The 12,108-nt window shown below is 68.7% G+C and carries 15 protein-coding genes; 11 read left to right on the top strand and 4 right to left on the bottom strand.

The features are described from left to right. From A5752_RS17675 to era, 7 genes are all read left to right on the top strand, one after another. Nucleotides 1-525: DnaJ C-terminal domain-containing protein (locus tag A5752_RS17675; protein ID WP_286159393.1), on the top strand; the 525-nt coding region annotated here is incomplete at its 5' end. 32 nt (nucleotides 526-557) lie between these two features. Beyond that, nucleotides 558-1,298 (top strand): 16S rRNA (uracil(1498)-N(3))-methyltransferase, encoded by a 741-nt coding sequence (locus tag A5752_RS17670; protein ID WP_067088063.1) that lies wholly within the window; start codon nucleotides 558-560, stop codon nucleotides 1,296-1,298. Nucleotides 1,299-1,403: 105 nt separating this feature from the next. Next, entirely contained in the window at nucleotides 1,404-2,447 is a 1,044-nt protein-coding gene (locus A5752_RS17665; RefSeq protein ID WP_067088061.1) for a PhoH family protein, read from the top strand. 8 nt (nucleotides 2,448-2,455) lie between these two features. After that, nucleotides 2,456-2,992 carry an rRNA maturation RNase YbeY gene (ybeY, locus tag A5752_RS17660; RefSeq protein ID WP_064347598.1) on the top strand — a complete coding sequence of 179 codons (537 nt, stop codon included), beginning with the start codon at nucleotides 2,456-2,458 and terminating at the stop codon, nucleotides 2,990-2,992. Next, nucleotides 2,989-4,308 carry a hemolysin family protein gene (locus A5752_RS17655; protein WP_067088059.1) on the top strand — a complete coding sequence of 440 codons (1,320 nt, stop codon included), beginning with the start codon at nucleotides 2,989-2,991 and terminating at the stop codon, nucleotides 4,306-4,308. The genes ybeY and A5752_RS17655 overlap by 4 nt, the downstream gene beginning before the upstream one ends. Continuing rightward, nucleotides 4,305-4,622, top strand: a complete 318-nt coding sequence (locus A5752_RS17650) for a cytidine deaminase-like protein (RefSeq protein WP_067088057.1) — start codon at nucleotides 4,305-4,307, stop codon at nucleotides 4,620-4,622. Before A5752_RS17655 ends, A5752_RS17650 begins: the two co-directional genes overlap by 4 nt. Then, a complete protein-coding gene (era, locus tag A5752_RS17645) occupies nucleotides 4,619-5,533 on the top strand; it encodes a GTPase Era (RefSeq protein ID WP_067088055.1) in 915 nt (304 codons plus the stop codon). The genes A5752_RS17650 and era overlap by 4 nt, the downstream gene beginning before the upstream one ends. A gap of 4 nt (nucleotides 5,534-5,537) precedes the next feature. Here the strand turns inward: era and A5752_RS17640 are convergent, their stop codons facing one another. Beyond that, the gene (locus A5752_RS17640) at nucleotides 5,538-6,083 is read right to left on the bottom strand and encodes a CAP domain-containing protein (protein WP_067088053.1); all 546 of its coding nucleotides are present in this window, start codon (nucleotides 6,081-6,083) and stop codon (nucleotides 5,538-5,540) included. Nucleotides 6,084-6,094: 11 nt separating this feature from the next. Then, entirely contained in the window at nucleotides 6,095-7,612 is a 1,518-nt protein-coding gene (locus tag A5752_RS17635; RefSeq protein ID WP_067088050.1) for an amidase, read from the bottom strand. Between the two features lie 63 nt (nucleotides 7,613-7,675). On the opposite strand from A5752_RS17635, the gene recO reads away from it, so the two are divergent. The 3 genes from recO to A5752_RS17620 are packed head-to-tail and all read left to right on the top strand — an operon-like array spanning nucleotide 7,676 to nucleotide 9,816. Beyond that, nucleotides 7,676-8,536: a DNA repair protein RecO gene (gene recO / locus A5752_RS17630; RefSeq protein WP_067088046.1), complete on the top strand. Its 861-nt coding sequence runs from the start codon at nucleotides 7,676-7,678 to the stop codon at nucleotides 8,534-8,536. Then, nucleotides 8,466-9,368 carry a decaprenyl diphosphate synthase gene (locus A5752_RS17625; RefSeq protein ID WP_067088043.1) on the top strand — a complete coding sequence of 301 codons (903 nt, stop codon included), beginning with the start codon at nucleotides 8,466-8,468 and terminating at the stop codon, nucleotides 9,366-9,368. The genes recO and A5752_RS17625 overlap by 71 nt, the downstream gene beginning before the upstream one ends. Nucleotides 9,369-9,390: 22 nt before the next feature. Then, nucleotides 9,391-9,816, top strand: a complete 426-nt coding sequence (locus A5752_RS17620) for a hypothetical protein (protein ID WP_067088040.1) — start codon at nucleotides 9,391-9,393, stop codon at nucleotides 9,814-9,816. On the opposite strand, the gene A5752_RS17615 is transcribed toward A5752_RS17620, so the two are convergent. Both A5752_RS17615 and A5752_RS17610 read right to left on the bottom strand, forming a co-directional pair. Beyond that, on the bottom strand, nucleotides 9,805-10,212 hold the full coding sequence (locus A5752_RS17615; RefSeq protein WP_067088038.1) for a Fur family transcriptional regulator: 408 nt from the start codon (nucleotides 10,210-10,212) through the stop codon (nucleotides 9,805-9,807). The two genes, A5752_RS17620 and A5752_RS17615, sit on opposite strands and share 12 nt — an antisense overlap. Continuing rightward, nucleotides 10,209-10,583 (bottom strand): ArsR/SmtB family transcription factor, encoded by a 375-nt coding sequence (locus A5752_RS17610; protein WP_067088036.1) that lies wholly within the window; start codon nucleotides 10,581-10,583, stop codon nucleotides 10,209-10,211. Before A5752_RS17610 ends, A5752_RS17615 begins: the two co-directional genes overlap by 4 nt. 69 nt (nucleotides 10,584-10,652) lie before the next feature. Between A5752_RS17610 and A5752_RS17605 the strand changes: the two genes are divergently transcribed. Beyond that, nucleotides 10,653-12,047: a glycine--tRNA ligase gene (locus tag A5752_RS17605; RefSeq protein ID WP_067088034.1), complete on the top strand. Its 1,395-nt coding sequence runs from the start codon at nucleotides 10,653-10,655 to the stop codon at nucleotides 12,045-12,047. Nucleotides 12,048-12,108: the final 61 nt, after the last annotated feature.

Raw genomic sequence — 12,108 nt, 5'->3', positions numbered from 1 at the left:
GGAACCCGCCGCGAGATCAGCGTGAAGATCCCGGCCGGTGTCGGCGACGGGATGCGGGTGCGGTTGGCCGCGCAGGGCGAGGTCGGCCCCGGCGGCGGACCCGCAGGCGACCTGTACGTCGAGGTGCACGAGCAACCGCACTCCACCTTCCTGCGCGACGGCGACGACCTGCACTGCACCATCTCGGTGCCGATGGTCGACGCGGCGTTGGGCACCACCGTCACCGTCGACGCGATCCTCGACGGGCCGACGGAGATCACGATCCCGTCGGGCACGCAGCCGGGCGCCATCGTGTCCCTGCGCGGGCACGGCATGCCGCACCTGCGCTCCGGGGTTCGTGGCGACCTGCACGCCCACATCGACGTCGTGGTGCCGTCGCGCCTGGACAACGAGGACATCGAGCTGCTGCGCAAGCTCAAGGACAAGCGCGGCCGCGACGTCGCCGAGGTGCGCTCCGCGCAGCCGTCCTCCTCGGGTGGGGGCGGGCTGTTCAGCCGGCTGCGCGAGACGTTCAGCGGCCGCTGATGGCCCGGCGTCGTTCGCGCCCGCGGTAACCCATGTCCGCCGCGCTGTTCTACGTCGACGCCCTGCCGTCGGTCGGCGAGGTCGCGGTCGTCGATGGCGATGAGGGCTTCCACGCCGCCAACGTGCGCCGCATCCGCCTCGGTGAGCGGCTCCAGCTCAGCGACGGCGCCGGTGAGCTGGCGCTGTGCGAGGTCGACGAGGTCGGCAAGGGCAGGTTGACGGCGAGGGTCCTCGAGCGGCGCTTCGTCCCCACCCCATCGCCTGCGGTCACCGTCGTTCAGGCGCTGCCGAAGTCGGACCGCTCGGAACTCGCGATCGAATTGGCCACCGAGGCGGGAGCCGACGGCTTCGTGGCGTGGCAGGCCGCCCGCTGCGTGGCGCGGTGGGAGACACCGGCCAAGGTCGACAAGGGGATCCGGCGGTGGAGCGCGGTGGCCCGGTCGGCGGCCAGGCAGTCGCGGCGGGCCAGGGTTCCCGAGGTCAGCGGGCCGGTGACGACGGCCGAACTGGTCGGTCGGCTCGATGACCGGTCCGCGCTGGTCCTGGTGCTGCACGAATCGGCGACACAGCGGCTGACGGACGTGGCGGTGGCCGGGGCCGATGCGGTGACGTTGGTGGTGGGGCCCGAAGGCGGGATCACCGACGACGAGCTCACCGCGCTGACCGGCGCCGGTGCGGCGGCCGTGCGGATGGGGCCCACGGTGCTGCGGACGTCGACCGCCGCGGCCGTCGCGCTCGGCGCGCTGGGCGTGCTGACCGACCGGTGGTCGTGACCGGCGGTGGCCTCAACCATTGGGTGGTGTCGCTGACCAGCGGTAAACTGTGAACACCCATCAGCAACGCCCAGGTGAGAATCAGAAAGCAGGCACTGGACCCTCTTGACGCCCCGCGAGACGACCGCTGACTCTGATCAGTCTTCTGAGTCGGTACGCAGCAGCATTGACGTTCCGCCCGACCTCGTCGTGGGCCTACTGGGATCCGCCGACGAGAATCTGCGCGCACTCGAGCGCGTCCTGGCGGCCGACATCCACGCCCGCGGCAACGCGCTGACCCTGTCCGGGGAACCCGCAGACGTCGCGCTGGCCGAACGGGTGATCTCCGAGCTGATCGCGATCGTGGCCAACGGCCAGTCGCTGACCCCCGACGTCGTGCGCCACAGCGTCGGGATGCTCACCGGAACGGGCAACGAGTCACCCGCCGAGGTGCTCACCCTCGACATCCTGTCGCGGCGCGGCAAGACGATCCGGCCCAAGACGCTGAACCAGAAGCGCTACGTCGACGCGATCGACGCGCACACCATCGTTTTCGGCATCGGCCCCGCCGGCACCGGCAAGACGTATCTGGCGATGGCCAAGGCGGTCAACGCTCTACAGTCCAAGCAGGTGTCGCGCATCATCCTGACGCGTCCGGCCGTCGAGGCGGGTGAGCGGCTGGGCTTCCTGCCCGGCACGCTCAGCGAGAAGATCGACCCGTACCTGCGCCCGCTCTACGACGCGCTGCACGACATGATGGATCCCGAGCTGATCCCGAAGCTGATGAGCGCCGGGGTCATCGAGGTCGCGCCGCTGGCCTACATGCGCGGCAGGACGATCTCCGATGCGTTCATCATCCTCGACGAGGCGCAGAACACCACCGCCGAGCAGATGAAGATGTTCTTGACCCGGCTCGGGTTCAACTCGAAAATCGTTGTGACGGGCGACATCACACAGGTCGACCTGCCGGGCGGAGCCGCCTCGGGCCTGCACGCGGCGATGCGGATCCTCGACGGCATCGACGACATCCACTTCGCCGAACTCACCAGCGCCGATGTGGTGCGGCACCGGCTGGTGTCCGAGATCGTCGACGCGTACGCGCGACACGACGAACCGACGCAGCTGAACCGGGCACAGCGACGCGCCTCCGGCGGCCGGCCCCGACGGTAGCGGTCGATATGAGCATCGAGGTGTCCAACGAGTCGGGCATCGACGTCTCCGAGGAGGAGTTGATCAGCGTCGCCCGGTTCGTCATCCGCAAGATGAAGGTGAACCCCGCGGCCGAACTGTCGATGGTGCTGCTCGACACCGCGGCGATGGCCGACCTGCACATGCGGTGGATGGATCTGCCGGGACCCACCGACGTGATGAGCTTCCCGATGGACGAGCTGGAGCCGGGCGGTCGCCCCGACGCACCCGAACCGGGCCCGGCCATGCTGGGTGACATCGCGTTGTGCCCGCAGTTCGCCGCCGATCAGGCCGCCGCGGCCGGCCACTCGCTGGGCCAGGAGCTGGCGCTGCTGACCGTGCACGGTGTGCTGCACCTGCTGGGCTACGACCACGCCGAGCCCGCCGAGGAAAAAGAGATGTTCACCCTGCAGCGCCAACTGCTCGAGGAGTGGGTGGCCGACCAGGTCGAGGCGTACCACCAGGACCGCCAGTCCGAGAAGGAACGCAGGCTTCTCGACAACTCTCGATACTTCGACGAACTGTGACCGGCGTCGGACAGCTGATCTTCGCGATCGTGCTCGTGTTCTTCGGCGGGCTGTTCGCGGCGATCGACGCCGCGCTGAGCACGGTGTCGATGGCGCGCGTCGAGGAGCTCGTCCGCGAGGAGCGGCCGGGAGCGGTGCGACTGGCCAGGGTGATGGCCGAGCGGCCCCGCTACATCAACCTGATCGTGCTGTTGCGCATCGCCTGCGAAGTCGGGCCGACGGTGCTGCTGGCCGCCTACCTCGACGGCCACCTCGGAGTCACGTGGGGACTGTTCGTCGCCGCCGCGATCATGGTGGTGGTGAGCTTCGTCGTGATCGGCGTCGGACCCCGGACCCTCGGCAGGCAGCATGCCTACACGATCGCGCTGCTGGCCGCCCTTCCGCTGCAAGCACTTTCGGTGCTGCTGACACCGATCAGCCGGCTGCTGGTGTTGATCGGCAACGCGCTGACGCCGGGCCGCGGCTTCCGCAACGGACCGTTCGCCTCCGAGATCGAACTACGTGAGGTCGTCGACCTGGCCCAGCAGCGCGGTGTGGTAGCCGACGACGAGCGTCGGATGATCCAGTCGGTGTTCGAACTCGGCGACACCCCGGCGCGTGAGGTGATGGTCCCGCGCACCGAGATGGTGTGGATCGAGAACGACAAGACGGCCGGGCAGGCGACCTCGCTGGCGGTGCGCAGCGGGCACTCCCGGATCCCGGTGATCGGGGAGAACGTCGACGACGTCGTCGGCGTGGTCTACCTCAAAGACCTTGTGCAGCGGACCTATTACTCCACCGACGGTGGCCGCGGCACCAAGGTCTCCGACGTCATGCGCCGCGCGGTGTTCGTGCCGGACTCCAAACCGCTCGACGAGCTGCTGCGCGAGATGCAGCGCGACCGCGTGCACATGGTCCTGCTGGTCGACGAATACGGTGCGATCGCCGGCTTGGTCACCATCGAAGACGTGCTCGAGGAGATCGTCGGCGAGATCGTCGACGAATACGACGCCGGCGAAGTGGTGCCCGTACAAGAATTGGGCGACAACCGATATCGCGTCTCGGCCCGGCTGCCGATCGAGGATCTCGGCGAGCTCTACGACATCGAATTCGACGACGACCTCGACGTGGACACCGTCGGCGGGCTCGTCGCACTGGAACTCGGCCGCGTCCCGTTGCCGGGGGCGGAGGTGACGTGGGACGGGTTACGGCTGCAGGCCGAGGGCGGACCGGACCACCGCGGACGCGTGCGCATCGGCACCGTTCTGGTCAGCCGCACCGAAACTCCCGAAGGAGACGACAATGAGCGCTTGCGCGAAGGCGGTGAGACACGATGACTGACCTCGACAGCGAGGACGCGAAACTGGTGACATTGGCGCGCAGCGCGATGGCCAGGGCCGAGGCGGGCACCGGCGCCGCCGTGCGCGACCGTGACGGCCGGACCTACGCGGCCGGCCCCGTGGCGCTGAAGGCGTTGGAGCTCACCGCCTTACAGGCCGCCGTCGCCGCCGCGGTGTCCAGCGGGGCGGCCGGTCTCGAGGCGGCGGTGTTGGTCGGAGGATCATCCGACGACGCGGGCGTTGCGGCGGTGCGCGAACTGTCAGCCGACGCGGCTGTGATCGTCACCGATCGATCCGGGCGCCCGGTGTGAACGACGAATTCCGTTCGGGCTTCGTCTGTTTCGTCGGCCGGCCCAACACCGGTAAGTCCACGCTGACGAACGCGCTGGTCGGGACGAAGGTCGCGATCACATCGAACCGCCCACAGACGACCCGCCACACCATCCGCGGGATCGTGCACCGCGAGCACTTCCAGATCGTGCTGGTCGACACCCCTGGCTTGCACCGCCCGCGCACGCTGCTCGGGCAACGGCTCAATGATCTGGTCAAGGACACCTACTCCGAGGTCGACGTCATCGGGTGGTGCATTCCCGTCGACGAGAAGATCGGTCCCGGCGACCGGTGGATCCTCGACCAGATCCGCGCCGTCGCCCCCACGACCGCACTGGTCGCCATCGTCACCAAGATCGACAAGGTGCCCAAGGACCGCGTCGCGGCGCAACTGGTCGCGGTCAGCGAGCTGGTCGGTCCGGACGCCGAGATCGTGCCGGTGTCGGCCACCGCGGCCGAGAACCTCGACGAGCTCGTCGACGTGCTCGCGTCCAAACTGCCACCGGGACCGGCGTTTTACCCCGACGGGGAGCTCACCGACGAGCCGGAGGAGACCCTGATGGCCGAGCTGATCCGCGAGGCCGCGCTGGAGGGTGTGCGCGACGAACTCCCGCACTCGCTGGCCGTCGTCATCGAGGAGGTGACCCCGCGCGAGGGCCGCACACCCGAACAGGGCGAGCTGATCGACGTGCACGCGATCCTCTACGTCGAACGGCAGAGCCAGAAGGGCATCGTCATCGGCAAGGGCGGCGCCCGGCTGCGCGAGGTCGGCACCGCCGCGCGCCAGCAGATCGAGAAGCTGTTGGGCACCAAGGTCTATCTCGACCTGAGGGTCAAGATCGCCAAGAACTGGCAACGCGACCCGAAACAACTGGGCCGCTTGGGTTTCTAGCGCGTCAGCTCTGCGCGCCCGAACCCGGCTCCCCGAACGGCCTGCCGGGCCCGTGCGCCGGGGGAGCGCCGTCGCCCTTGCCGTAGACGGCCACCACCACCGAGCGGTCGATCGCGTTCGCCGACCACACGCCGATGTCGACGTTCGAGCAGTCGGACATGATCGCGTAGTAGTCGGGCCGGTGGTACCACTGGTTGATCAACTCGATGCCGCTGATCGCCAAGGCCGGGTTGATCGCCACCGTCTCGGCGACCGCGCCGGCGTAACCCGCATTGCGCGCCCGGTCGGCGCTGGTGCTCCCGTCGGAGCCGATGTCGGCGTTCAGTGCGCGGTTGTTGAGCACATCGTTGGTGTGCCACTCGGCGGCCAGGCGCAGCTTCGGGTTGATCTTGATATCGGTGGCGCAGCCCGCCTGCCGCTGCACGGTGAAGACGTTGGCCACCACGCCGTCGTTGAGGCGCTTGTTATCCGCGGCCGCCTGCGGGGCCCCGGCCAAGCCGGCCACCAGCGCCAGAACCGGAATCGCATATGCACAGCCCGCCGCTCTCATGGCGGAAAACTCTACGCGACCTCGTCGGAGACGTCCTCGGCTTCGCGCCGGTCGGGGCCCCTGGCCGGTTCCTGCTTCGCGGCGGGCTCGGGGTCGGGTGCGGGTTCGGGGAGCCACCACGGTTCGGGCTGGCGCACCGTCCACCCGTTGATCGCCTCCAGCTCCGCGGCCAACGAAATCAGCAACGGCTCGCTGTTGGCCGGCCCCATCAGCTGAACGCCGATCGGCAGCCCGTCGGAGGTGAACCCGGCCGGCACGTTGATCGACGGCCAACCCAACAGATTCCAGGGCCATGTGACCGGGCACGCCTTGATCATCGTGCGGTCGGTGGCCAGCCCGCCGAGCTCGTCGAAGTCGTGCACCTTCGGCGGCGGCTGCGCGGTGGTGGGAGCGAGCACCACATCGGCGATGTTGAAGATGTAGCCGATGCGGCGGTGCGCGCGGGCCTCGCGGGCGCGGGCCTTACGCAGGATGTGCTCGGACAGCAGCCGGCCCGTGCGCAGGTTGGCCCTGGTCCGCTTGTCGAGGGTGACACCGGGGCCCAGCCGGTCCGCCCAGTCCAGCAGCCCCGACGTCGACCTGGACAGGAAGTTCCACGACATTCCGAGGCTGTAATCGGGGTCGGCGGCGAACACGCTGTGTCCCAGGTCCTCGAGTTGCGCGGCGACCACCGACATCGCGGCCTCGATCTCGGGATGCAGCTTGGCCCGGAACACCGTGAACGGGAACTTCGTCGACATCGCGATGCGCAGCGGTCCGGGTGCCTGCGCCACGTATTCGGAGACCTTGACCGGCGGTGGCTGGTGACGGTCACCGGGGACGTTGCCCGAGGCTGCGTCGAGCACCAGCGCGGCGTCGGTGACCGTGCGCGCCAGCACGCCGTTGACCGTGATCCCGTTGAACGCCTCCGCCAGCGGCCATGTCGAGATGCGGCCCCGCTGCGGTTTGATGCCGACCAGATGGGTCCACGCGGCGGGGATGCGCACGCTGCCCGCTCCGTCGGAGCCGATCGCCGCGGGCACCAGGCCGGCCGCCACCGCGGCGGCGCTGCCGCCCGAGGAACCGCCGGGAGTGTGTTCACGCGACCACGGGTTGCGGGTGTGGCCGAACGCGGGCCCGCTGGTGAACGGCCACTGGCCGAGCTCGCAGGTGTTGGTCTTGCCGACGATGACCGCGCCTGCCGCCTTCAACCGCCGCACCACCTCGGCGTCCCCGGTGGCCGGGCGGACGTTGCCGTCGGCGCCGAACCGGGTCGGGACCCCAACGACGTCGACGTCGTCCTTGACCGCGATCGGAACGCCCAACAGCGGATACTTCGAAAGATCCTGGCCCGCCGCGCGTTTGCGGTCCGCGCGGGCGGCGTCGGCGAGGGCCTGCTCGGTGAACACCACGCGGAACGCGTTCAGCGTCGGTTGGCTGGCCGCGATGGCGTCGAGTGAGCGCTGCACCAGTTCCACCGACGTGACCGAACCGCTCGCGAGCTGGAAAAGCTGTTGAGTGAGGGTGGGGAAGCGCGCGTTTTTGACCATCAAGTAGAAGCTTATCGGCGGTGCGGATCGGAATCTGACGGACCGCAGTGGGAGACTGAACCGATGCGGCTGTATCGGGACCGGGCGGTGGTGCTGCGCCAGCACAAGCTCGGCGAGGCCGACCGCATCGTGACACTTCTCACCCGCGACAACGGGTTGGTGCGGGCGGTGGCCAAGGGGGTGCGGCGCACCCGCAGCAAGTTCGGCGCCAGGCTGGAGCCGTTCGCGCACATCGACGTTCAGCTGCATCCGGGCCGCAACCTCGACATCGTCACCCAGGTGCAGGCCATCGACGCGTTCGCCTCCGACATCGTCAGCGACTACGGCCGCTACACCTGCGCCTGCGCGGTGCTCGAGACCGCCGAACGCCTTGCCGGCGAGGAACGCGCCCCGATGCCCGCGCTGCACCGGCTCACGGTCGCCGCGCTGCGGGCGGTGGCCGACGGGGCCCGCCCCCGCGAACTCGTGCTGGATGCGTACCTGTTGCGCGCCATGGGGATCGCCGGCTGGGCGCCTGCCTTGACCGAATGCGCCCGCTGCGCGGCGCCGGGTCCGCACCGGGCGTTCCACGTGGCGGCCGGCGGCAGCGTATGCGTGCACTGCCGTCCCTCCGGATCGGTGACGCCGCCCCAGGCGGTGCTGGACCTGATGACCGCGCTGCACGACGGGGACTGGGAGTACGCCGAGACGTCCACGGCGTCGCACCGCAGCCAGGCCAGCGGGCTGGTGGCCGCGCATCTGCAGTGGCACCTCGAACGCCAACTGCGAACGTTGCCGCTGGTGGAGCGGGTGTACCGGGTGGATAGGAGTGTCGACGACCGGCAGGTGTCGGTGGTCGGGCAGGATGTGCCACATGGCAAGCGAACGGGCTGGGCGGAGGAAGAAAGCCCCGGCGGCCTACCCACAGCTGCCCCCGGCGCCTGAGGACTACCCGACCTTCCCCGACAAGTCGACCTGGCCGGTCGTCTTTCCCGAGATTCCGGCGGGCACCAACGGTCGCTTCGCCCGTCCTCCGCAGCACACGTCGAAGGAGGCCGCGCCGCGGATCCCCGCCGGCCAGGTGCCCAACCACGTCGCCGTCGTCATGGACGGTAACGGGCGCTGGGCCACCCAGCGCGGCCTGCACCGCACCGAGGGGCACAAGATGGGGGAGGCCGTCCTCATCGACATCACCTGCGGAGCAATCGAAATCGGCATCAAACACCTGACGGTGTATGCGTTCTCGACAGAGAACTGGAAGCGCAGCACCGAGGAGGTGCGCTTCCTGATGGGCTTCAACCGCGAGGTGGTGCGTCGGCGCCGAGAGAACCTCAACGACATGGGCGTGCGGATGCGCTGGGTCGGCTCCCGACCGCGCATGTGGCGCAGCGTGATCAAGGAGTTCGACATCGCCGAGCAGATGACCGTCGGCAACGACGTCATCACCATCAACTACTGCGTGAACTACGGGGGGCGCACCGAGATCGTCGAGGCGACGCGCGAGCTCGCGCAGTTGGCGGTCGACGGCAAGATCAAGCCGAATCGCATCACCGAGGCGACGTTCGCCAAGCACCTGCACCGTTCCGACATCCCCGACGTCGACCTGTTCATCCGGACGTCGGGGGAGCAGCGCGCCAGCAACTTCCTGCTGTGGCAGGCCGCCTACGCCGAGTTCGTGTTTCAGGACAAACTGTGGCCCGACTACGACCGCCGCGACCTGTGGGCCGCCTGCGAGGAGTACGTCAACCGCAACCGTCGCTTCGGCAGAGCCGAATGATGTACCTGAGTGGCAGGGCCTGATGGCGCTGCAGGAGCGGCTCGGCGAGGTCCTCGAGGGTGTGCTGCCCGTCAAGCGCGAGGACGACGGCGCGGTCACCGTCCACCACGACGAGACGTTCGCGTCGCTGCGCACGGTCCCGGTCGCCGAGGGCCTCGAGCTGGTCTCGCTGACCCAGATCCTGGCGTGGGATCTGCCGCTGGACGCCAAGCTGCGGGCCGCGGTCGCCGAGCACGCCCGCAACACGCTGCTGGGCACGGTGTCGCTGACGTCGAAGAGCGCGCCCACGGAGGTCGCCGCGGGCGCCAAGCGCAACTCGAAGAAGGCAGCGGATGTGTTGCTGCGCTACAACTTTCCGGCCGCCGGCCTGACCGACGAGGCGCTGCGCACGCTGATTTTGATGGTGTTGGCCACCGGCGCCGAGGTGCGTCGGGCGCTAGTCGGCTGACCCGTTCGTCGCGCAGACACCGCAGACTCCGAAGATCTCGATGGTGTGGCTGACGTCGGAGAAGCCGTGCTGCCGGGCGATGTCGGCCGCCCAGGTCTCGACATCGCCGCCCTGGATCTCCACGGTCGAACCGCAATCTCGGCACACCAGGTGGTGATGGTGGTCCTGCGAGCAGCGACGGTAGACGGATTCGCCGGTGTCGGTGCGCAACGTGTCGACGACGCCGGCGGCCGCCATCTGCTGCAGGGTGCGGTAGACGGTGGTCAGCCCGATGCCCTCGCCGCGGCGCCGCAGCTCGTCGTGCAGCTCCTGGGCCGAGCGGAATTCCTCGAGGTTCTCCAGCAGGTCGGCGATGGCCGCGCGCTGGCGGGTCGCGCGGACTCCGGTGGTGCTCACTCGCCCGCCTCGGCCGCGTGCGTCACCGCCGCGACGACGATGTCGGCGAGGTGATGGTCGACGAGGCGGTACATCACCTCGCGCCCGGACCGCTCACCGGCCACGACGCCCGCAGCCTTCAGGATCCGCAGGTGTTGGCTGACCAACGGCTGAGGCACCGCCAGCGCGTCGACGAGCTCGTGCACGCAGCGCGCCGACTCCCGCAGCTGCAGCACGATCGCGATGCGCACCGGCGCGGCCAGCGCCCGCAGCAGATCGCCGGAGGTGTCCAGCACGTCGCGGGGCGGGAGATCGGGATACGGCGCACCGCCGTGATCGTGGGCGTCCGCGGCGGCGACGCTTCCGTCAGCCAAAGTGGAAACGATTTTCATTATGGCCAACAATACATGCGCTTCTATGCATGTCAACGGCGAAAGTCGGGGTCGCTAGGCTATGCAGTCGTGGCTTCATCTTCTTCGATCATCGACACCGTCGCGAACCTGGCCAAGCGGCGTGGCCTGGTCTACCAAGCCGGAGAGATCTATGGCGGCACCAAGTCGGCGTGGGACTACGGCCCGCTGGGCGTCGAGCTGAAGGAGAACATCAAGCGCCAGTGGTGGCGGTCGGTGGTCACCAGCCGCGACGACGTCGTCGGCCTGGACTCGTCGATCATCCTGCCCCGCGAGGTGTGGGTGGCGTCGGGACACGTCGACGTGTTCAACGACCCGCTGGTCGAGTGCCTGAACTGCCACAAGCGGCATCGGCAGGACCACCTGCAGGAGAATTACGCGGAGAAGAAGGGGCTCGACGACCCGGATTCGGTGTCGATGAGCGACATCGCCTGCCCCGACTGCGGCACCAAGGGGCAGTGGACCGAGCCGCGCGACTTCAACATGATGCTCAAGACGTACCTCGGTCCGATCGAGACCGAGGAGGGGCTGCACTACCTGCGGCCCGAGACCGCGCAGGGCATCTTCGTGAACTTCACCAATGTGGTGACCACGCAACGCAAGAAGCCGCCGTTCGGTATCGCGCAGACCGGCAAGAGCTTCCGCAATGAGATCACGCCGGGCAACTTCATCTTCCGCACGCGCGAGTTCGAGCAGATGGAGATGGAGTTCTTCGTCGAGCCGTCGACTGCGCGCGAGTGGCACCAGTACTGGATCGACGAGCGGCTGCAGTGGTACGTCGAACTCGGCATCGACCGCGACAACCTCCGGCTCTACGAGCACCCGAAGGAGAAGCTGTCGCATTACTCCGACCGCACCGTCGACATCGAGTACAAGTTCGGCTTCCAGGGCAGCCCGTGGGGCGAGCTCGAGGGTGTCGCGAACCGCACCGACTTCGATTTGTCCACGCATTCAAAGCATTCCGGCGTCGACCTGTCGTACTACGACCAGGCCAACGACACCCGCTACGTTCCGTACGTGATCGAGCCGGCGGCCGGGCTGACGCGGTCGTTCATGGCGTTCCTCGTCGACGCCTACGCCGAGGACGAGGCGCCGAACGCCAAGGGCGGCGTCGACAAGCGCACGGTGTTGCGGCTGGACCCGCGGCTGGCGCCGGTCAAGGCCGCGGTGCTGCCGTTGTCGCGCAACGAGGCGCTCTCGCCGAAGGCGCGTGACCTCGCCGCCGAGCTGCGCAAGTGCTGGAACGTCGATTTCGACGACGCGGGCGCAATCGGCCGGCGTTACCGCCGCCAGGACGAAATCGGCACCCCGTTCTGTGTGACCGTCGACTTCGACTCACTCGAGGACCACGCGGTCACGATCCGCGAGCGCGACGCCATGACGCAGGACCGGGTGTCGCTCGACAACGTCAGCGACTACCTCGCCGCCCGCCTCAAAGGCTGCTAACCACTTACCGCGAGCGTGCGTGTTTGCACACGACACGCCGCGGAAAGCCAGCACCTTACGC

Source organism: Mycobacterium sp. 852002-51961_SCH5331710, from assembly GCF_001665535.1.
Classification (GTDB): domain Bacteria; phylum Actinomycetota; class Actinomycetes; order Mycobacteriales; family Mycobacteriaceae; genus Mycobacterium.
Note: the sequence above shows the minus strand (reverse complement) of the source record. Positions and strands in the feature narration are given on the sequence as shown.